The sequence below is a fragment of the Campylobacter showae CSUNSWCD genome, from assembly GCF_000313615.1.
Taxonomy (GTDB): Bacteria; Campylobacterota; Campylobacteria; order Campylobacterales; family Campylobacteraceae; genus Campylobacter_A; species Campylobacter_A showae_A.
Map to the genome: position 1 here is coordinate 18,227 of NZ_AMZQ01000009.1, position 21,060 is coordinate 39,286.

The window sequence follows — 21,060 nt, forward strand, 5'->3', positions numbered from 1 at the left end:
ACACGAACTAACGGTTAAATTTGGCAAAAAACCACATAAAAGCAAACATCAGCCCCGTAGCCTTGGTTTTGGTTTCGTCAAACATAAACTCCCGCGCCCGCTCAAGCGGCACGTAAACAGGCTCGATATTTTCGCCGTCTATGCCGCCGCCCTCGCCGATTTTCATCGCGTCGTTTATCACGGCAAAAAACATCGTCTGCTTCGCTCCGCCAAAACCCAGCGCGCCGCGAGTGGATGTTATGCGCTCTACCTTGCTCACGGCAAAGCCCGTCTCCTCGGCGATCTCCTCGATGACGGTCTGCTCCTCGTTCTTGCCTTTATCCATCAGACCCGCACAAAGCTCATATGTGTAGCCCTCGTCGCCCTTTTGCGTCAAATTTAGCTCGCGCCCTTCTTGCAGATTAAACCAAACGGCGGGGCGAAACTGCTTAACCAGCAAAAACGCGTCCTTATCCTCGTGATAAAGTAGTACCGAGACGCTATCGTGAGCCTTGATACACTCCCATCTGACGGACTTTTCGCACAGATCAAAGGAAATTTGATACGGCTTTATGTAGCGCGGGGAGGTTAAATTTTCTATTTTGATATTTTTTACAGAAGTATCCATTTTGCCAGTCCTAAAAAGCTAAAAAAGCCGACCGTGTCGGTAACGGTGGTAAGCAGCACGGCCGAGCCGACGGCAGGATCGATGTCAAATTTCTTTAAGCTTAGCGGTATCAAAGTACCGAAAAATCCGGCGAAAAACAAATTTATCAGCATCGAAGCGCCGATAACTACGCCCAGCATCGGGCGGTTAAACCATAGCGCAGCGATAATGCCCATCAAAAACGCAAAGGTTAGTCCGTTTATAAGCGCGATGCCGACCTCGCGTTTTAGCGCGTTTGCGGCGTTTTTAAACTCGATTTCTCCCAGAGTTAGTCGGCGCACAGTAACCGTAAGCGCCTGCGTGCCAGTGTTTCCACCCATGGATGCTACGATTGGCATCAGTACCGCGAGCGCTACGTAGCTAGCTATCGTCTCGTCAAAAAGCCCGATGATCGAGGAGCTAATAAGCGCGGTAAATAAATTTATAAGCAGCCAAACGGCGCGCGCGCGAGTGGCCTTAACCAGGCTCGTATCCTCTTCCTCAGCCTCGTCGTAGACGCCGGCTAGGTTATAAATTTGCTCCGTGGCGCTTTCTTGTATAAAGTCGTGGATGTCGTCAGTAGTGATACGACCGAGCAAATATCCCTTGCTATCGACGACCGCGATCGAGTTCATATCGTAGTTTTCGACCGTTTCTACGACCGTCTCGATAGGCTCGTTATCCACGGCTACATGGGGTTTATATTTATCTTCTTCGCTCTTTGCGATGATCTCTCTTAAGGTTTGGTTAAAGTCAAATAGTATCAGATCCTCAAGCGGCACCGCATGGAGCAAAACGCCCTTTTTATCGGTGATAAATAGCTGCGAGACGTTTTCTAGCTTACCCTCTTCCTTCTCGCGTCTTAGCCGCTCAACCGCCGTTTTTAGCTGCTCGTCGATATGCGCACTAAAAAGCTCCGTCTGCATGAACGCACCCGCTTCGTCCTCGTCGTAGCTGCGGATACGTAAAATCTCCTCCTGATCGTCCTTATCAAGGCCGTCAAAGAGCTCTTTAGCCTTTTGCTCGTCGATCTCCTCGATATACTCCAAAAGCTCGGCCGCGTCGTCGCTCTCTAGCTCCTCGATCGCCTCGATAATCTTGTCGTTTGGTAGTTGTTCGATCACGTCCTTTAGCATGTGATCTGGCATCTCGATCGCTACGTCGCCCAGGATCTCTGGGTCTAGCTTTTCGAGATATTCGCCAAAGAGCTCCTCATCGTGCTTTTTAAGCGTTTTTAGGTGCTGAGCGAGGTCGGCGGGGCTTAGCTCCTTATCGATCGTCTCGTTTAGGTGCGAGTCTAGCAGCTCTTTGGCTTCGTTTAATTGCTCGTTTTCTTCCATCATTCGCTCTTTTTGTCGCTTGACTCGGCGGTTTTGCCTTTTGATTTGGCCTTTTTATCGGCGGCGTCTTTTTGTTTTTTAGACTTATCTCTGCCGGCGTTTACGTTTTTTTTCTTTTTGGTCTCGGTTTTGGTTTCTTTATTTGTTTTGTCCTTTTTCTTATCCGTTTGTTTTGTTTTGTCTTTATTTTTAGCTGACGAATTTGACTCGGATTTTTTCGCCTCTTTGCTTGATTTTTTTGGCTCAGTTTTGCTTGTCGCCTTGTTTGCGGCTTTTGTGGAGGTCAAATTTGACTCCGATTTCGCAGATTTTGCCACGGCTAAATTTGCCGTTTCGTTCGCGTCCGTTTTGGTCCCAGAGGAGTTGCTTTCGGTCGTTGGCTTCGCGGTCAAATTTGACTCAGGCGTAGTTAAATTTGAGTCCGTCAAATTTGCATCGTCGCTACCGCTTGCGAGCTCTCTCGTCAAATTTGCTTCGGTTTTGGTCGCATTGTCTTCCTTGTTGTCGCCCTTTGTCTCTTTTGTCAAATTTATATCGGTTTTTAAAGAGCCGATGTTAGTTAAATTTTCCTCTGCTCTTTTCGTCTTCGTAGTTAAATTTAAATCTCCGCTAGAAAAGGTAGAATTTGCATCCGTCATCGTCAAATTTACGTCTGCTTTTGGCTCGGTTATAGGATGCTCCCAGTCCATCGCCGCATCAAATTTCTGCTCTTTTTCAGGGATTTCATCCTTGTTGGCATACTCTTTTATCTTGTTTTCAAACTGTTTTATATATTTTTGAAATTTAGCGCTTTCATTTAAGGCAAATACGCTTTTAGCCACCTTTATCTCGTTTTCGGGGTTTATAGCGTTACCGTTTTTATAAACGCCGAAATGCAGGTGCGAGCCCGTGCTCATGCCGGTACTGCCTACGTAAGCGATGAGTTGCCCCTGCTTTACTTTTACGCCGCTTTGTATACCCTTAGCAAAGCCGCTAGTGTGCGCATATAGCGTCTCGTAACCGCTAGTGTGACCTAGTATTACTACCTTGCCGTAGCCGCTTTTAGTACCGACGAATTTTACCGTACCCTCGCCTGCGGCCTTTATCGGAGTGCCCTTAGGAGCGCCGTAGTCCACGCCTAGATGGGCCTTATAGCGCTTTAGTATCGGATGATAGCGCTTGGGCGTAAAAGGCGAGGTAATACGAGCGTTTGCGATCGGTCTAGTTAGCAAAAATTTATCGTTTTTCTTACCGCTTTTGTCGTAGTATTTATTTTCAAATTTATACGTAACGTATTTTTTATCGCCGATTTGTATCGACGCCCAGTGTATTTCCGGCATGCCAAACGTTCGTCCGAGCCTAGTTTTTTGCGTGTATTCCATCGCCAGCCTGTCGCCTTTTTTTAGCTTTTTAAACTCGCTTTCCGGCACTTCGCTCTTCATCGCCAGATAAAATCCGTGCGCCAAAGCCGCGCTGCCCGTAGCGTCTTGGATATCTTGCGACGGCGAAACCGTAATAGGCATACTAAGCACACGCCTATGCGTCTGATACGAAATCGAGGAAAGCTGAAAATTATACTTTCCGTCGTTGTCTTTATAAATTTGCGCTTGAAGTTCTTCATTTACGGGGATTAGCACCTGGCTTATCCCGCCTTTTTCGTCTCTTAAAATTTGATACGAGATACCCGCTTTTATCTCGCTTACAAACTCCTTATCGTCCGAATCCATATCATAATAAAGAGAAAGGGGGATGGAATTTTTCTCCAAAAAAGTTAAAAACGTATCTCCGCTAGGCCAGCTAAGCTCCTGGACGGTAGGTTGTGTAGGCGCGGCGGCGAATAAATTTACCGCCAGCAGTAAAGCTAATGAAAATTTCTTCATAAAATCCCTTGATTTAAAAGCCGTATTTTACTCGAAAATTACTTACGTTTTGCAAAACTAAGCCAGTTTCAGATATAATGAGCGCTAAAATTTCAAACTTTCAGGAGATAAATTTTGAAAAAATTTCTTTTATTTTTAGCGGCGGCTTGCCTTAGCTTTGCGGCCGAGTTTTCGATGAGAGAGTATAAAACCCCGCTAATAAGCGTAGACGAGGGCGTAGGCACGATCATAGACAACTCAGATATCGTCGTAGGCAGTAGCGGCGTCGTGATGCACAAATTTGACGGCGCTCAAAGCTCAATCATCGCTCGCGCGGTCGTCACGCAAAAAGGCGGCGGCTTTGCGAAGGTGCGATTTGAGGTATTTGACACATTAGCGCAAAAAGCCCTACCGATACCTGGCATAATGCCTAAAAGCGGCGACGAGATCATCCTAAACTATCTCTACAACCGCTCGCTCATCGTCGTACCGAACAAAGAAATTTACGCCGAAGTAACGAACGCGTTTAAAGACATCACCTTTATCCACCCCGATATCGTGGGCTCGTATCTAAGCTACGAGTATAAACCAAACCCTAGCCGCGACGACTTTCGTAAAATGTGCTCCCAAAGCGCCGCGGGGCTTATTTTCATCGCTATGAACAACGAAGCGCTTTTTGCCGACTGCCAGAGCTTTGAGCCGTTAAAACGCTTCCAAAGCGGCGCGGTCAAATACTACCAGCTACCTTTCTACACTCGCGTCAAGGATATCGATACGGTATTTTGGAAATGGGGCTCGGAACAAATCAGCGACTTTGACCGCCACTACAAAGCTCTTTTGAAAGAGAAATGATGCACGAAAAACACGCTAAATTTTTTGTAAATTTATTAGGCGCCGATAACGCCTACTTTGACGACGCGCACAGGATCGCCTACTGCTACGACGCGACTAGAAAGCGCCATTTGCCTGACGGCGTGCTTTTTCCTAGGGACGAACGCGATGTGAGCGAGATTTTAAAATACTGCAATGAAAATAAAATCATAATCGTGCCTAGGGGTGCTGGCAGCGGCTTTACGGGCGGGGCGCTAGCGCACGAGGGCGGCGTGGTGCTTGCTTTTGAAAAGCATATGAATAAAATCCTAGAGATCGACATGCAAAACATGGTTGCCGTCGTGCAACCGGGCTGTATAAATATAAATTTACAGCGCGAAGCCGAGAAGCTAGGCCTTTTCTATCCGCCAGATCCCGCCAGCCAGGAGTACTCGACGCTAGGCGGCAACGTGAGCGAAAACGCCGGTGGCATGCGCGCGGCAAAATACGGCATCACCAAAGACTACGTCATGGCGCTGCGGGCGGTGCTACCTAACGGCGAAGTGATCCGTGCTGGCAAACGCACGATAAAAGACGTCGCTGGATACAATATCGCAGGCATCCTCATCGCCAGCGAGGGCACGCTAGCGGTAATAACCGAGATCACGCTAAAGCTCATCGCAAAGCCTAAATTTAGAAAAACGGCGATGGGAATTTTCCCTAGCGTAAACGCTGCGATGAACGCGGTTTATAAGACTATGGCCGCAGGCGTGACGCCAGTGGCCATGGAGTTTTTGGACGCGCTTTGCATACGCGCGGTCGAGACTAAATTTAACAAAGGCCTACCGCAAGATGCGGGCGCGCTGCTCATCACCGACGTCGACGGCGACATTTTAGACGGCCTAGAGCAAGATCTTGCCACGATCGAGCGAGTGTTTAGAGAAAACGGCGCTAGCGAATTTAGACGCGCCAAAGACGAGAGCGAGCGAAACGACATCTGGTTTGCCCGCCGCAACTGCTCGCAGGCGATAAATATCTACGGAAATTTAAAGCTAAACGAGGATATCACGGTGCCGCGCTCAAAGCTGCCAGAGTTGCTTGAGCGTATCGGCGACGTGGCAGAAAGATACGGCGTGCAGGTGCCGTGTTTCGGCCACACTGGGGATGGCAACGTACACACCAACGTGATGGTCGTGGACAAAGCCGACCCGGCACAGGTAGAGAGCGGACACAAGGCGATTGAGGAAATTTTTAAGATCGCAGTGGAGCTTGGCGGTACGCTCAGCGGTGAGCACGGTATCGGCATCAGCAAGGCTGAGTTTATGCCCCTTGCCTTTACGCCTGCTGAAATGGAGCTTTTTAGAAGTATCAAAAAAGCCTTTGACCCAAATAACATCCTAAACCCGTTTAAGATGGGGTTGTAAAAAGCGTTGTCTCGTGAGCATTTTTCTTGCGCTAGGTGCTTTCTTTGAGAAATAAGTTTCGTTTTTGCTGCCGTGGCGACCTGATTAGTTGACCTCGGTCGCAAAAACTTCAACTTCTTCTAGCGACTTCAAGCAAATTCAAATTTATTCTTTTTTATATGTCACAAATACCATTGAATTTGGTATGTTTTTCCCTATTACATAATCTGGATTGTAAGTAGCTATATTGTGTACGACTGTACCAACTGTAGCACTCGCGGCACCAGCCAATGATGCTATAAAGGTAGCCGGCCAAATTGGGTTTGGTACTAAACTTGCCGCCAAGGCACCGCCTATCAACGCACTTCTATTTTCCATATAAACTCTACAACGCAAACTTTGTTTTTCTATTGCTCCTTCAATTTTGTTAACGGTATAACTCATATCTTTCACAGCAACCACCCAAAATGATTTCTTCGCTTTTACAAGCTCATCTAATTTTTCGACCGTAAGCTCATCTGATGTAAATCATAAAACATCAACATTAGACATTTTTACTCCTATATATAAGTTTGAATAAGATTTTACGACATTATTTCTAAATTTATTATAAATTTACGAATATATGTCGCAATTTGCTATTAAATTTATAAAAGCTAAACTTGCGCTATGAAATACAGCCAACAAGACAAAGCTAGAATTTTAAAGATAACCACTAGAACGCTACAAAGATGGAAGACCTCAAAACCCGAGCTTTACGCCATCATCGAGGCTGGATTTAAAATGCGTGAACTCGTGGCTGACGAAGAACAAAGCCTCTCTGAGATAAAAAAGATGATAAAAGAAGCCTTACCTCAAAGCTAAATTTAAACCCTTATCGCCTCGAATTTGACGAAATTATCACGCCAAATTTAGCCGAATTTAACTTCGCTGCCGTAAATCCAAATTTTAAAATCACCGACCGCTTTAACTTTGATGCCATTATTACCCAAAATGCAGTCAAATTTAACCCCATAATCATAAAGACCGCCGTATCGCAAAACGCAAAATAAATAAAATTTACATAATCCGAAATTTAAAAATTTTAAAGTAAAATACCTCAAATTTAAGGATCCAAAATGAACCCGCAAAAATTTGAAAAGATAAAACAAACGCTTAAAATTTGGCTAACGGCGATGCTAAAGATCAAGGACAAGCAGCTACTGCACTACGCATCAAGTCTAAGCTTTCACACGATGCTCTCCATCATCCCAGTGCTTCTCATCTCGCTCTCGCTCTTTACGCAGATGCCAAGTTTCAGCGTCTATTACGCCAAGATCAAGGAATTTATATTCGCCCAGCTGCTACCCTCAAACCAAGAGGCGTTCTCAAACTACATCGAGACCTTTTTACAAAATAGTTCGAGCCTTGGCATCCTCGGACTTGGCGCGATCATCTTTACTTCGATCATGTTTTTTGCCGATTACGAATACGTCATCAACCGAATCATGCACACGAGTAGCCGCAAATTTTGGAACTCGCTAAGCGCGTATTGGACGCTCATTACGCTAGCTCCTTTGGGGCTTGGGCTTAGTTTTTATCTCTCAAATTTATTTCAGGATATACTAAACTCCAGCGACTACACGAAGTGGATAAATTTCATAAGTATCTTTCCGTACCTCATCATCTGGGCGATATTTTGCGTGACCTATCTCATCTCGATAAACCGCCAAATCGCCCTAAAAAACGCGCTTTTTAGCTCATTCGTCGCCTCGCTCATCTGGTATCTGGGTAAAAATATATTCGTCTTTTACGCCGCAAATAACAAAACCTATCTTAGCATCTACGGCTCATTTTCGGTGGTGCTGCTATTTTTCGTGTGGATTTACGTATCGTGGATCATCTTTCTTTACGGCGTGAAGCTGTGCGCGTATCTGGAAAAGGCCGGCGACGACAAAGAAGCTTAAACAAGCGCGGCAAAGCAAAGTAAATTTAGCGGCACGATAACGGCGGCTAAAATTTTGCTTTTGACGCTTGCTAGGCTAAGCGCATTATAGAGCAAAAACAACCAAAACGGCACGCTCAAATTTACTCCCTTTGCTCGCCACGATAGGAATTCTAGCAAATATTCATCAAGCGCGCCGCCCGCGCCAAACGCGTGCAAAAGCGCGCTCATCGGATAAAACAAGCTAAAAAGCGGCGTGAGCGGCAAGACGGCTAGCTGCTGGGCGCTAACGAGCGGGAAAAAATAAACCACAGGCAAAATCATCGCCGAAAATACCCAAAAATTTAGCAAGATAGCGTGCGTCAAATTTGAAAACCTCTCGCCAAAGTGCCGCAAATATAGATAAATATAAAACACGCCCATGCAAGAAAAATAAAATCCGACGCTAAAAAGCAGACTAGGCATCAGCGCTACGGCGGCGCAAATCACCGTAAAAAGTAGCTCAAAGCTAACGACACGCACGTTTCTAGCGAGTAAAAACAGAGCTAGCAGGCTCATCAAAAACGCCCGCAAAAAGGACGGCACGAAGCCAATCAGCGCAAGATAACAAAACAAAACCGCAAAAATCGCGGCCGAGAGGTCAAATTTGGCGTTTCGATACGGAAAATATCGCGCCTGAAAATAGCTGTAAGCCGGGCGCATGATAAAATACAAAAAACCAAAAATCAGTCCCAAATGATAACCGGAAATCGCAATCAGATGCGCTACGCCGTAGAAATTTACGTCCGCTCTAAGCTCCTTACCGACGGGTGCGGCCAGAAACAGCGCGGTAAAAAGCTCTGTCATTTTTTCGTTTTCGTGCTGTGCGGCGATAAAATCATAAATTTTATCTCGCAACGGCTCGCTGCTAGTGGCGTAGCGAAGCTCCGAGATACCATAGCTTGGCATAAAAAACGAGCCGCTTAGGTACTCTTTAAATTTGACGTTTTTGTTTTCGGCGCCGATTAAAATTTGCTCGTTCGCTCCAGCGTCAAAATCCGCCTGAGTCGTCGTATAAAAGCTAAAATCCTGCGTTTTAAGCTTTAAAACGCGGTAAATTTTGCCTTTTTCGTTCGTTTTTTCGTAGTTTTGTAAAATTTTAGCTTGTAAGATAACGCCGTTTTGGGCTTTAAATTCGCGAAATTTATAGTAGCTAAAGCCCAAATTTAGCGCAAAAACGAGCGCGCACGCAAGGCAAAATATATAAACCTCTCGCGCGTTTTCAAAGATAGATTTTTGCTGCGGCTTTTGCAAATTTTGAGCTTAAAGGGCGCATTTTAGGCGTTTGGGTTAAACTCCGCCACGTGCGCGGCGCCAAAGCTCTTATCTACAAAGCGCGTAAATTCCTTCTGAAATATCACTTCGACCGTGCCCACAGGGCCGTTTCGGTTCTTGCCCACTATGATTTCGGCGTCCTCTTCGATCTTATTAGGAACAAATTTACGCACGTACTCCTTGCCCTCAGCATGCGCCTTTTTCTCGGCTTCCTTTTCCTCCTGCTCACGGTAAACCTCGTCGCGGTAGACAAAAAGTATCATGTCAGCATCCTGCTCGATGGCGCCTGATTCGCGCAGGTCGCTTAGCATCGGGCGTTTGTTGGCGCGAGACTCCAAGCTACGGTTTAGCTGGCTAAGCGCGATGATAGGCATGTTTAGTTCGCGTGCTAGTAGCTTCAGTCCGCGCGAGATTTCGGCGATCTGCAGGTGGCGGTCGGAGAAATTTGACGTCGCCATCATGAGGCCGATATAGTCGATGACGCAAAGCGTGATCTCGGGGTGCGAGGACTTGAGCTTGCGCATTTGCGTGCGGATCTGGTGGATGTTTACGTAGCCGCTGTCATAGACGAAAAGCTTACGACTAGACATATCCTCGCACGCGTCGCTTAGGCGCGACCACTCCTCGTCGTCCATTTTGGCCGTCATTATGTTTTGTAGCGGGATCGAGGTTTTGGCGCTTAGCATACGCAGCATGATTTGCTCGGCAGGCATCTCAAGCGAGAAAAACACCACGCCGCCGCCGCGCATTAGCACGTGGTTCATCAAATTTAAGCAGATCGTGGTTTTTCCCATACCAGGTCGCGCCGCGATGATGATGAGATCGCCGTGTTTAAAGCCCTTCGTCATCTCGTTTAGCTGGCGAAAGCCCGTGTCGATGCCCACGATATCCTTATCTTCGAGTAGCTTTTGCTTTTCTAGGTGCGTGATGACGTCTGCGATGATGACAGCAGCGTCTTTTACGACGCCTGCGCTCTGCCCGTCCACTAGCGAATAAAAACTCTGACTCAGCTCGTCCACCATATCGCGGCTAGGCTTATCCTCGCTCACTTTGCTTGGTATCTGGTGTGCGATTTTTACCAGGCTTCGCTTGATTGATTTTTCTTTGATTTCGTTGGCGTACTTTTTGACGTCTAGGATCGAGTTCGTGCCGATGATCTCGCTCATCACGTTCTCGTCAAATTTACTTCCAAGCTTGGTTTTTAAAAATCCCGTTTCGACGGGTAAATTTTCGTTTAGGCACTTTACCATCGCGTCGTAAACGTCGCCGTGAGCACGCAGGTAAAAATCAAACGGGCTTAGGATATCGAAAATCTCGCCTAGATTATCCGCGCTATAGATGATGGACGCGAGGATCGCGCGCTCCATATCTAGATCATAGAGATTGTGCATATCGATGTTTTCTTTTGCCATTTTCGTGTCCTTTTGTTTTGTTAAATTTGCCTGCGTTTGGGCGGATTTTATAAAATTTGACGCTTATTTGTAAATTTGCTTTAGCTTATGGCCTTCAAATTTGAGTTAGCGCCGTAAAGGGTGCGGTTTTGCACCCCTCCACCTCAAAGCCGAGCTAAATTTGACCGATCAAATTTGAGCGCCTAAATTTAACAGACAACTCCACTCGCCGCCAAACGTCAAATTTGACGACCGAAATTTACGCCCGCGACTTTATCTCGTCGTCGATCTCGAGTAAAAATCTATCGACCAGCTCGCTCTCGGGCAGCCTCGCGACAACCTCGCCTTTGCGCATTATCATGCCGTTTCCTTTGCCAAATGCTATCGCCACGTCAGCACCCTTTGCCTCGCCGATCGCGTTTACAACGCAGCCCATCACCGAGACGTTTAGCGGCTCTTTGATGTGCTTGGTCTTTTCCTCGACGAGTTTTACCGCAGCCATCAGGTCAGCTTGCAAACGCCCACAGGTTGGGCACGAGATGATATTTAGCCCCTCTTTTTGGCGGCCGCTGTCTTTTAGGATCGCTTTTGCGACTTTGATCTCCTCCTCGAGCTCGCCCGTGATGCTAACTCGCATCGTATCGCCGATGCCTTCTAGTAGCAGTCCGCCTAGCGCGATTGCCGATTTTATCGTCGCGTGAAAGCTAGTGCCAGCCTCCGTCACGCCTAGGTGAAACGGATACGCCACGAGCGGCCGTAGTGCGCGGTAAGCGGCCATAGTGCGCTCGACGTCGCTTGATTTTAGCGAGATTTTGATATCGGTAAAGTCAAAATCCTCGAGCAAATTTATGTTATAAAGCGCGCTTTGCACCATCGCCTCAACCGTGCGGCCGTATTTGTCCTCAAACTGCTTTTCGAGCGAGCCCGAGTTTACGCCGATACGGATAGGCAGATTTCGCTGCTTGCACGCGTCCACGACGGCTTTGATGTTCTTTTTCGAGCCGATGTTGCCCGGATTTATACGGATAGCGTCGACGAACTCGCTAACTATCACGGCGTAGTTGTGGTTAAAGTGGATGTCGGCGACGACGGGCAGCGGGCTAGCTTTTACGACCTCGCGTAGCGCGGCGGTGTCCTCTTTGTCAAACACGGCGCAACGCACGATATCGCAGCCCGCAAAATAGAGCATTTGTATCTGCTCTAGCGTGCCTTTTACGTCTTTTGTTTTGCTAAACGTCATCGACTGCACCGATATGGGCGCGTCTCCGCCTATTTTTACGTCCCTGATTTTTATCTGTTTCGTGGGGTATCTTTGCAAATTTGGCCTTTAAATTTTATTGTGCGATTATATAAAATCTTGGCTTTTAAATAAATTTACCGCCCTAAAATCTACTTACCTAAAACCTCGCGCCTATACTCCCGCGTATCTATAAATTTAGATCTCAGACTCTTTTGATTTTCTATGTGCGCGTCTATGTTTTTGCTAGTTATCTCTACGCCTAGCCCCGCGTGCTCGCCCTGCTTTGTTAAGAAATCCAGCATCATATCGCCGAGCCTTGCGTTATAGTGGCTAGCCTCCCAGTAGTACGGCGAGACTTGATCGGCATTTTTAGGTAGCTCCTGTGCCGTTATCTCGTTATAAACGCCAAAATCCACTATCCTAAACGGCTTTTTTCCTAGACGCTTGGCAACCTCTTCATTTACGGCCGTTATCTGCTTTTTCCACTCGTACCACGCCGCGTCAAGCCCGACTCTGTAGTCCATCGTTTCAAGCAGCCTAGCATGCAGCGGACTTATCGCGATATCTAGGGTTACGTTATTTTCGTGAGAGTCCGTTAAAATCTCGATAAAATTTTCATAAGACAGCCTTGATACCTCGTCTCTTTTGCGCTCAGCCATATATCCGCTTTCTATCTTTTTTATCGAGGCGGGCCTGATTTTTTGGATCTTTACAACCTTCATAAAGCGCGACTGCAAATCCTCTCTGGGTTTATTTTTTAAAGATATCGGTATCGTAAATCCTGTATGGATCAACCGGGTAGTTAAAAACTGCTACGAACGCGAAAATCAAAGCCGCCGCGGTCAAAAAGCTAAACGTCCATTTTTTAAATTTCATACGACTTTCCTAAAAGTTAAAATATAAAAATTGAGACATTTTGTGCAAATTTAAAACGCCCAGCGTAAAACAAAGCACGGCAAGGGTCAAATTTAGCCCGCCAAACTTAAAGCCTTGCAGTTTTTGCGCGGAGTTTTTAAACAGTAGAGTGACCGCAAAACCCGCGATCAAGTAGTAAAGCAAGGTGTTTATGCTGTCTATTTGTATATTTGGATTCCACTCGCCAAATTTAACGCCATACTCCCTCAAAAAAACCGACCTTTCTCTCTAGCCGCGAATTTAGAGCTAGCCCGCCGCCCAGCCCAAACATCCCTTTTAGCACCTTTAGCGCGTCATCCCACTCCTTTACTCTAAAAAACACCCAGGCGATATTTACGAAGTTAAAGGTTATAAACCAAGCTACGAATTTATTTAGCTTAAAACCGAGCTCGCTCCAAATCCTTTGGACGACCAAGGCCGCACCGTGTAGACACCCCCAAAACACAAATGTCCAGCTCGCCCCGTGCCAGATGCCGCCTATCACAAAGGTCGCGGCCAAATTTACGTACGTACGCACCATGCCCCTGCGGTTGCCTCCCAGCGGGATATAGACGTAATCTCTCAAAAAGCGGCTTAGCGTGATATGCGATCTGCGCCAAAAATCCTGAATATTTAAAGCCTTATAAGGCGAGTTGAAATTTATCGGCAGTTTGATGTTAAAAAGTAGCGCCGCGCCGATCGCCATATCGCAGTACCCGCTAAAATCAAAATAAAGCTGAAACGTGTAGCTAAGGCTAGTAGCCCAAGCTTCGATCAAATTTAAGCTCGCGGCCATGTCAAATCCCTCGGTCGCCCAAATGGCGAAAGTATCGGCGATAACGACCTTTTTAAAAAGCCCGATAGAAAATATAAAAAGTCCAAGAGCGATATTTTTGTAGTTGATTATTTTATTTTTAGCTTTTGCAAACTGCGGCATCATCTCCTCGTGATGCACGATGGGGCCTGCGATTAGCTGCGGAAAAAACGTAACAAACAAGCAGTAGTTTAAAAAATCGTACCGCCTTGCGCCCTTAAGCGCCGCGCAATCCACAAGATACGCGATCTGCTGAAACGTAAAAAACGAAATCGCAAGCGGCAGGAGCAAATTTAGATGCGATATCTGCGTACCGAAGGCGAAATTTACATTGGCGATCAAAAAGTCTGAATATTTAAAATACCCAAGCAAGGCCAAATTTGCCGCGATACCAAGAGCTAGGAGAATTTTTTGGAAATTTTGGGATTATTTTTACAAAGCTCTAGCCCAAAAGAGTAGTTAAATATCATCGAGCCTACTATTAGCGGCAGATAAGCGATGTTCCACCAGCTGTAAAAAAATAGCGACGATGCGACTAAAAAGCCCTTCGCCGCTTCACTAAGGCGCTTTTTATTTAAGAAAAAATATACGAAAAAAGTTACGGGCAAAAATAAAAATATAAATTCGTAAGAGTTAAAAAGCATTTACCTGTCCATTGATGTTTTAGCGAGATTATGATAAAAATTATTTAATATTTAAACAAAATAAAAATTAATTAATTGCTACCGAGCAAAAACTAAACGCACGAGCGGTCAAATTTGAAGCAAGGACGTAAAAATAGTCTGCCAAAGTTGCAACTTAAATTTGAGCGAAATGACGCAAGCGGTGGTATTGCGAAGTTAGACTAAGCGCGGATGAAATTTGTGGGCAGAGCGTATGCTTGATTTTAAACGCAACGACGTATAGCAAAGAAAAATAGCGCGGGAATTAAGGCGAAGTATTTTTCGATTTACTTTGAGCCATACCATCATAACAAGACTTTGCTACAAAAAGGCGAGGCGACGATGCAAAAACATTTATAGATAACGAAATTTTAAAATTTGTATGAAAAGTGATAAGCGGCGGTATCTTGCGATGATTTTTGGGGTCTGCTTCGCAAGCTCGCAGCTGCAAGCAGAAGTGAGATAAAATTTCGGCATAGATAGAACATGTGGTTCATCGAGCCGAAATTTTATCAGCTCCACAAAACTAGCGAAGCGGCGGCATAGCCGAAGTTTCTATAAAAAGCGCGCAAGAGACAACGCGTCATGTGTTCAAATCAGGATAATCCCACGCGTTATACTCATCCGTCAGATTATCGTTCTCTGCCCCCTTGCAGCACAGCCACTCTAGCCCGCCGCGTCTCTCCATCACGACCTCTTCATCAAGGCCTGCGCTTTTAGTACCGTTCACGCGGGCATTGACGCATGCCCAGTGGTAGCGGTAGATGAGATCAAGCGCTTGCAAGATTTCATCAGTGCCCCGCATTTTTACGCGCCCCGAAAAATCGCCGCTGACAAAAGTATCCATCACAAATTTGCAGTCGCAGATGTCGTTTGGGAAGCCGAGCTCCTCTACGAGACCCATGGCCCACATCAGCGCCCACAGCGACTCGTATTTCCAGCCCATATTTACGGCCTCGTCGTAGCTCGCTTCGCCCTCTATGACGCGGCGCTCCATGCGCGTGAGTTTGTCTATGCACCCAAAGCGGTTGCTTAAAAAGTCCTTCGTGCCCTGCTTGTCTTCGTCGGTTAACTCGCCGTTATCTCTGATAGTGCAAGCGCACATTATCGCGGCAAACGAGCAAATAGCACGGGCGACAACCTCGTCCTTTTCGCGCGGCGCGACCTCGCCCGTCTCGTATCGTAGCGGCAAATGGTCTATAAAAGGCACGCCTTGCGATTTTAAAATTTCGATGCTTATATCCTTGCGCTCCTGCGCGGTCTTGCCGATTTTTGCGGCGTTTGCGCTATTTTTGCCGCCTTTTTTGAAAAAATCGAAAAATGCCATATTTTCTCCTTTAAATTTAGGGTTGCATTTTACCAAATCTCCGCTTACGGCAGTATTTTACGCGGATACGGTTTGCTAAATTTAACGAGCAAGCAAACGGATAAAATTGATTTGGTATATATTGAAAAAGCAAAGTAAATTTCTAACGAGATAGTAAAAAGTAGAGATGAGAAAAACGGCCGCGAGCGGCGAGTCGCCTAAAAGCCTACCGCTCGCTAAAATCTGCAAATTTTACTTAGCCGAGCAGCTTTTGCAGCACTCCAAAATCCTGCGCGCCGCATTTGAGGCTACGATTAGCCCCGCAGCAGACATTATTATATCTTTTAGCACCAGTCGTCCAGCGCCTGATAGGTACGGAAATCCGTGATTAGGGCTTTCAGTGATGCCAAGTGCTGGATTACCTAGATTTGGCACCCAAGTCTCAGGCGTCGTTATCAAAAAGCTAAGCGTTACGATAGACATGCCAAACGTCAGCAGCCCGCCGATAAGCCCTAGTTTAGGGAACCAAATGCCAAGCAGCACGAGCGTGCCGATAGTGCAGATGATCGCGCCGATCAGGTACGAAACCGCGTAAGTACCGTTTTGTTTGTGCCACTCGATGTTTTTAGGCACGACCAAGCCTTCCGGGTTTTTATGTAGGTTATACTCGGCGACCATTTTGCCCTTGCCGTTATCTACGATATCTTTTTTGCTATACATATAGCTAAAAAACGGGCTGTTGGTTACAAACGGCACGATGCCGTCAGCCTCGTATTGCACGACTTTGAGTCCGCCTATCCACGCCATCACGATGAAAATCGCGACGCTAACGTAGTTTACGAAATATTTTTGCGAGCCTGCTAGGGCTTGTAAAAATTTTTGCATTAAGTTCCTTTAGGGTGATTTTTATAATTTTAATTAGACTGTATATTTAAAGCTATATAAAATTATAACGGGATTATATATAAATCATATAAAATTCGGCTTAAAAAGATAAGCATTATCATAAATGGAAACTTTAATTACATTTTAGTTTTGATTTAAGTAAGATTTTAAATTCATAATATCTTTATCCGCAAATAGCTGCCAAAACACACTAAAGACTATTTAGTAGATTTGGCTAGTATATATGGGTGGATTAATAGTAAAACTTGCGTTAAATTTAAGACTTGATCTCTAGCCGCCAAAACCAAAACTAGCTCGTTTTAGCTGAAATTTTGACACCAAGCCGAATGTGAAATTTGATTTTACGAACCTTGCAAAACATTTAAGACGCTTTTGCGGTGCCCAAACTAAACATCGAAAATCAAACAAAAAGAAATCAAATTTACGAAAAATTTATCGGATCCATATCGACGTCAAAGCCATGCGCGGCGCAGATGCGAGCAGCTTTTATAAGCGGAGCGTGAGAGATGCAGCGCAGTAAAATCTCAAAACGGTATTTACCGCCAAGGATCTCGATCGCGCACTTGCCGTGTCCGACGATCTCGAGCAAAGACTCAGCGGCGCGCAAATTTTCGAGCTCGGCAACGCAAATTTCAAGTCTTTGCTTTGCCACCTGCTCGCTTTTGTCGCTAACGATAACTCGCAAAAGCCTAGAAAACGGCGGATATATCGGCTCTCTAGCAAGAATCTCCTCGTCCAAAAACGCATCGTAGTCCGCTATAAAATCTTCAAAAAACTCTCGCTGCCTGCTCTGCACGACCACGCGCCCCTCGCCCGAGCGACCAGCCCTGCCCGCTACCTGCATTGCCAGCGCCAGTGTCCGCTCGCGAGCGCGAAAATCAGGGAAATTTAGTAGCTCATCTACACCCATGATGACGGCAAGATCCACGTTGTGGTAGTCGTGCCCCTTGCTTAACATCTGCGTACCGACTAGCGCGTCTATCTCGCCCGCGTTAAAGGCTTTTAGCGTCTTTTCGAGCTTATTTTGAGTCGTGATCTCGTCGCGGTCGAATTTCTCGATCCTAGCCGCGGGAAACGCCGATCGCAAGGCTTCCGTTAGCTCGTCGGTGCCGATTTTTTTCGCCTCGATCATCTCGCTGCCGCACTTATCGCACGAGCATGTCGCAGACATTGTAAAACCGCAGTACTGGCACTTTAGCAGATTTCGCTTTTTGTAAAAGCTCATCCCGACGCTACAAAACGGGCACTTTATCGTGCTGCCGCACTCACGGCACGACAGATAGCGGAAGTTCGCGCGCGTCGGCAAAAAGACCACCGCCTGCTTACCACCCACAAAACTCGCCGCAAGTTCGCCTAAGATCACATCGCTTAGCCCCGTCTCGCTCTCGTCGTAGGTAAATTTTTTCTCGCTTTTAAAAAACGTTCCTCTCAGCCTAAAATGCGGCTGCTTTTTAAAGCTCACGACGCTTGGCGTGGCCGAGCCTAGCACGACTTTGACGTCAAATTTGCTTGCTAAAAATAGCGCGAGGTCGCGGGCGTTATAATGCGGATTTTGAGCAGATTTGTAGCTGTCGTCGTGCTCCTCGTCGACGATGATGAGCCCAAGTTCGGTAAAGGGCAAAAACAGCGCCGAGCGCGCGCCTGCGATCAAATTTATCTCGCGACTCTGAAATTTTTGCAGGATCTCGCAGCGCTTTTTCGGCGTTATTTTTGAGTGCCATACGCCAAATTTCTCGCCAAAATAGCTTTTTAGTCGCTTTGTCATCTGAGGCGTAAGCGAGATTTCCGGCATCAAAAGCAAAACCTGTTTGTCTGCTAGCAGATACTCGCGGATAAGCGAAAAATAAATCTCGCTTTTACCGCTTCCCGTATCGCCGAAAATCAAACTCGTTTTATGGCTCTTTGCAAAATTTAGCGCATCTTGTTGATTTGCATTTAGATTTGGAGTTTTAAAATCGCTTTGCTCGTGCTTTATGATACCTACGTTTTCATCCGACGGAGTAAAAATATCTACTGCTAAAGAGTAGTTTACAACGTAATAGCGAGAAATAAAATTTAAAAGAGCAATTTGAATTTTAGTTAATTTTTGCGTGCAAACTTCAGAAATCTCAGCCGTTTTAAAGCTCGGCTCGCCGACTTGCCTCAAAACATATCCTAAAGCCTTTTTGCCTCTAATTTCCACTATAACGGCGCGAAAAGGATATAAAATTTCGGTCGAATGGTACGTTAGCGGCTCCAACCTTAGTCCGCTTAGTAAAATTTCATAGTATTTTATTTCATTAGTATCGAACACTACTTATCTTTCGTCTCACAGCAAAACAAACTATGCTTATTAATTATAATTATCCGCAAAGTACTATCAAAAAATCCACTACAGATATTATGCGCTAAAAAAATCCAATTTACACTCATTATATTTGCAGAAAAAGCATTGACTAGAATATTTTTAATACTTAAAATTTGTATTTTTGTTTTATACATACTCGCATATTCTTTAACAATAAAATCTTTGAATATTTCGTTAAATAAATTTGCAGAAAAAAAGTCGGCTATAATTGGGTGGTTACAGCCGACACTATTTTGGTATTTGATGTTAATTAAATTTTGGGTAAATTGTGTAATTTTAAACAAAGAACGACAAACAAGCAACTTTAAAACTAAGCTAATTTTAGTTACTTTACAATAAAACATTACTCCGTTAAGGCCGTACAAAGGCTATCGGTTTTAGGACAAGTAAAAGCACCGTTGGCTATGTTATACGTAAATTCGGTAGACTTGCCTCCGAGAGTAAATTTATACTTATCTCCAGACTTTGACCACCCGCTCTTTGTATCGACTTTTATGCCGCTTTGAAGAACGTTTTCAAAGAGAAGCCCTGTCGTGCTACCTGTCTTTTCAAGTGCAGGGTAAGTAAAACTACCTGTTAGCATATTTGTATTGTACGCATTCATAACTGCACTTTTTATAGAAGCTATATCCGATCTAGCTCTTGCCAAGACAGCATCATCTCTAGTAACAAATAATTTTGGTACCGCGATACCGGCCAATATACCTACAATAACTATCACGAAAATAAGTTCCATCATTGTAAAACCACGTCTCACGCCACCACTCCTTTTACAATACGCGAAAACAACATAATGCTCATCTGCGGTGACGCTTGGGTTTATTCTCGTCACAGCATACTCATGCGTATTGCTTATAAAAACAAATTCTATTCTAAAATCGCAATCAAATGGATAACAAATGCCGCTTAATGCAACATTAGCACTATTATATATGCATCTAGCACGTTTGTCATAATCTTTTTATATTGTTTGATATATCTATACTTACATATCAACAATTAACTATTCTGTATTGCCTACAAATAAAACAATAACCGTATAAATACAAAAACCCAAGTCTATACCTGAGGCAAAACTTGGGTTTCACTGAGCATTTCTAAACAAAAACTCTAAGCAAATTAGAATTTAACGTTTATACCGCTGATTGCGACTTCGCCTGCACCGCTATCTATAACAGCACCTGTTTGTTTGTGCGAAAATGAGAATTTGCTCTTAAGTAAAGCATCGACGCTTTTGCTAGCTATCACTTTTTGGCATACTGGAGCAGAATTATCAGCACCTTGTTGTATTCTTAAATGAGCTGGTTTGCCTGTAGTAGCATCAACATTTGGCACCAAAGTAACTCTTATGCATCTTTTACCGGCAGCTACGATATCATCAGCAGTGCCGACTCCGCCTGCAGCAAGCTGAACATTTGTCATACCACTTAATTTTGGACTAAATTCCCCTTGTGAAGTATAGAAAGCACCTAAATCACTAATCAATGTTGTAAGATTTGTCGCAGCTTTTGCTATCTCTGCATCATCGCGAGTTGCGGTTAGTCTTGGGATAGCGACAGCAGCTAGAATACCTAAAATAACGATCACGAAGATCAACTCAATCATTGTAAAACCTTTTCTCATACGAGACTCCTTGTGTTTATTCTGCATACACTTATGCAGTCGGCGGGATTATATAGTTAATTAGCTTAAAAACACATTAAAAAGAAAGATTTTTGTATAAACGCGTGTAAAAAAGTAATATATAATAAATTTTAACTTATTTCTTTACTTACTTTTTGAGCCAAAGAGCGCAGATCGCGCTCCTGCTGATAGTTTTCATAGCATTTTTGGACAAAGGCGCTTAGTAGCTCTTTGACGTCGAGATATTTTTTGCCTCCGGTAAAGGTCTCCCACTCTTTTTCAAAATTTTGGGCAAAGTCGTCCTCGAGACTGATGTTGTAGAATGTGGAAGCTATTTTTACCGTTATTTTTTTCATCGTTTGCTTATTTTCCCAGTACCGCTTCGATCTTGCGGATAACGTCGTCGCTCTCGGTATTTTTGGTTCTCAGATCTTCTTCTAGGCGTGCGATTTGGTTTGTTTTTGCTTCGTTTTGGGCTTTGACGCTGATTAGTTCGTTGCGTAGAGACTCGTTTTCTTCGCAGATTTCGTTATATCTAGCTAGCAGGTCGTTTACCTTGTCGGTTAGGGTGTTTAGTACTTTATCGTTATCAAACATCTTTTTCCTTAGTTTTGGTATAATTT

The 21,060-nt window shown here is 45.0% G+C and carries 20 protein-coding genes and 1 pseudogene; 4 read left to right on the forward strand and 17 right to left on the reverse strand.

The features are described 5' to 3' along the window. Positions 1 to 7 precede the first annotated feature (7 nt). Genes CSUNSWCD_RS06935 through CSUNSWCD_RS06945 form a run of 3 tightly spaced genes read right to left on the reverse strand, consistent with a single transcriptional unit; the run spans position 8 to position 3,824 of the window. The gene (locus CSUNSWCD_RS06935; RefSeq protein WP_009495164.1) at positions 8 to 607 is read right to left on the reverse strand and encodes an NUDIX domain-containing protein; all 600 of its coding nucleotides are present in this window, start codon (positions 605 to 607) and stop codon (positions 8 to 10) included. Further along, positions 592 to 1,965: a magnesium transporter gene (mgtE, locus tag CSUNSWCD_RS06940; RefSeq protein WP_009495165.1), complete on the reverse strand. Its 1,374-nt coding sequence runs from the start codon at positions 1,963 to 1,965 to the stop codon at positions 592 to 594. Before mgtE ends, CSUNSWCD_RS06935 begins: the two co-directional genes overlap by 16 nt. Next, on the reverse strand, positions 1,965 to 3,824 hold the full coding sequence (locus CSUNSWCD_RS06945) for a peptidoglycan DD-metalloendopeptidase family protein (RefSeq protein ID WP_034964554.1): 1,860 nt from the start codon (positions 3,822 to 3,824) through the stop codon (positions 1,965 to 1,967). The genes mgtE and CSUNSWCD_RS06945 overlap by 1 nt, the downstream gene beginning before the upstream one ends. A gap of 114 nt (positions 3,825 to 3,938) precedes the next feature. Between CSUNSWCD_RS06945 and CSUNSWCD_RS06950 the strand changes: the two genes are divergently transcribed. Together CSUNSWCD_RS06950 and CSUNSWCD_RS06955 are read left to right on the forward strand one after the other, a co-directional pair. Continuing rightward, positions 3,939 to 4,655, forward strand: coding sequence for a plasminogen-binding N-terminal domain-containing protein (locus tag CSUNSWCD_RS06950; protein WP_009495168.1), 717 nt, complete (start codon positions 3,939 to 3,941; stop codon positions 4,653 to 4,655). Continuing rightward, entirely contained in the window at positions 4,655 to 6,037 is a 1,383-nt protein-coding gene (locus tag CSUNSWCD_RS06955) for an FAD-linked oxidase C-terminal domain-containing protein (protein ID WP_009495169.1), read from the forward strand. The genes CSUNSWCD_RS06950 and CSUNSWCD_RS06955 overlap by 1 nt, the downstream gene beginning before the upstream one ends. 144 nt (positions 6,038 to 6,181) lie before the next feature. On the opposite strand, the gene CSUNSWCD_RS06960 is transcribed toward CSUNSWCD_RS06955, so the two are convergent. Further along, complete coding sequence (locus CSUNSWCD_RS06960) at positions 6,182 to 6,469, reverse strand: hypothetical protein (protein ID WP_206159178.1); 288 nt, start codon at positions 6,467 to 6,469, stop codon at positions 6,182 to 6,184. 216 nt (positions 6,470 to 6,685) lie between these two features. Here CSUNSWCD_RS06960 and CSUNSWCD_RS06965 point away from each other — a divergent pair, with 216 nt between their 5' ends. Both CSUNSWCD_RS06965 and CSUNSWCD_RS06975 read left to right on the forward strand, forming a co-directional pair. After that, positions 6,686 to 6,880, forward strand: a complete 195-nt coding sequence (locus CSUNSWCD_RS06965; protein WP_009495170.1) for a hypothetical protein — start codon at positions 6,686 to 6,688, stop codon at positions 6,878 to 6,880. A gap of 254 nt (positions 6,881 to 7,134) precedes the next feature. Further along, positions 7,135 to 7,962 carry a YihY/virulence factor BrkB family protein gene (locus CSUNSWCD_RS06975; RefSeq protein ID WP_009495172.1) on the forward strand — a complete coding sequence of 276 codons (828 nt, stop codon included), beginning with the start codon at positions 7,135 to 7,137 and terminating at the stop codon, positions 7,960 to 7,962. Here the strand turns inward: CSUNSWCD_RS06975 and CSUNSWCD_RS06980 are convergent. The 13 genes and pseudogenes from CSUNSWCD_RS06980 to CSUNSWCD_RS07040 form a co-directional block, all read right to left on the reverse strand. After that, the gene (locus CSUNSWCD_RS06980) at positions 7,959 to 9,233 is read right to left on the reverse strand and encodes a ComEC/Rec2 family competence protein (RefSeq protein WP_009495173.1); all 1,275 of its coding nucleotides are present in this window, start codon (positions 9,231 to 9,233) and stop codon (positions 7,959 to 7,961) included. The genes CSUNSWCD_RS06975 and CSUNSWCD_RS06980 overlap by 4 nt on opposite strands. A 23-nt stretch (positions 9,234 to 9,256) precedes the next feature. Next, positions 9,257 to 10,666, reverse strand: a complete 1,410-nt coding sequence (locus CSUNSWCD_RS06985) for a replicative DNA helicase (RefSeq protein WP_009495174.1) — start codon at positions 10,664 to 10,666, stop codon at positions 9,257 to 9,259. Positions 10,667 to 10,904: 238 nt separating this feature from the next. Continuing rightward, positions 10,905 to 11,963, reverse strand: a complete 1,059-nt coding sequence (ispG, locus tag CSUNSWCD_RS06990; protein ID WP_009495175.1) for a flavodoxin-dependent (E)-4-hydroxy-3-methylbut-2-enyl-diphosphate synthase — start codon at positions 11,961 to 11,963, stop codon at positions 10,905 to 10,907. A 71-nt stretch (positions 11,964 to 12,034) separates the two neighbouring features. Continuing rightward, complete coding sequence (locus CSUNSWCD_RS06995; protein WP_009495176.1) at positions 12,035 to 12,607, reverse strand: hypothetical protein; 573 nt, start codon at positions 12,605 to 12,607, stop codon at positions 12,035 to 12,037. 28 nt (positions 12,608 to 12,635) lie between these two features. Beyond that, the gene (locus CSUNSWCD_RS11905) at positions 12,636 to 12,761 is read right to left on the reverse strand and encodes a hypothetical protein (RefSeq protein WP_009495177.1); all 126 of its coding nucleotides are present in this window, start codon (positions 12,759 to 12,761) and stop codon (positions 12,636 to 12,638) included. 9 nt (positions 12,762 to 12,770) lie between these two features. Next, positions 12,771 to 14,237 (reverse strand): annotated as a pseudogene (locus tag CSUNSWCD_RS07000) (MBOAT family O-acyltransferase). Between the two features lie 601 nt (positions 14,238 to 14,838). Then, entirely contained in the window at positions 14,839 to 15,582 is a 744-nt protein-coding gene (locus CSUNSWCD_RS07005) for a DUF4272 domain-containing protein (protein ID WP_034964557.1), read from the reverse strand. Between the two features lie 231 nt (positions 15,583 to 15,813). Beyond that, complete coding sequence (locus CSUNSWCD_RS07010; protein WP_009495184.1) at positions 15,814 to 16,446, reverse strand: DUF417 family protein; 633 nt, start codon at positions 16,444 to 16,446, stop codon at positions 15,814 to 15,816. A gap of 442 nt (positions 16,447 to 16,888) precedes the next feature. Further along, positions 16,889 to 18,742 carry a primosomal protein N' gene (locus CSUNSWCD_RS07015; RefSeq protein ID WP_034964594.1) on the reverse strand — a complete coding sequence of 618 codons (1,854 nt, stop codon included), beginning with the start codon at positions 18,740 to 18,742 and terminating at the stop codon, positions 16,889 to 16,891. Between the two features lie 415 nt (positions 18,743 to 19,157). Further along, entirely contained in the window at positions 19,158 to 19,571 is a 414-nt protein-coding gene (locus CSUNSWCD_RS07025) for a type II secretion system protein (RefSeq protein WP_051990310.1), read from the reverse strand. 362 nt (positions 19,572 to 19,933) lie between these two features. Continuing rightward, positions 19,934 to 20,437, reverse strand: a complete 504-nt coding sequence (locus tag CSUNSWCD_RS07030) for a type II secretion system protein (RefSeq protein ID WP_034964562.1) — start codon at positions 20,435 to 20,437, stop codon at positions 19,934 to 19,936. Between the two features lie 131 nt (positions 20,438 to 20,568). Then, positions 20,569 to 20,793, reverse strand: a complete 225-nt coding sequence (locus CSUNSWCD_RS07035) for a hypothetical protein (RefSeq protein ID WP_002946662.1) — start codon at positions 20,791 to 20,793, stop codon at positions 20,569 to 20,571. A gap of 7 nt (positions 20,794 to 20,800) precedes the next feature. Continuing rightward, positions 20,801 to 21,034, reverse strand: a complete 234-nt coding sequence (locus tag CSUNSWCD_RS07040; RefSeq protein WP_002946661.1) for a hypothetical protein — start codon at positions 21,032 to 21,034, stop codon at positions 20,801 to 20,803. Positions 21,035 to 21,060: the final 26 nt, after the last annotated feature.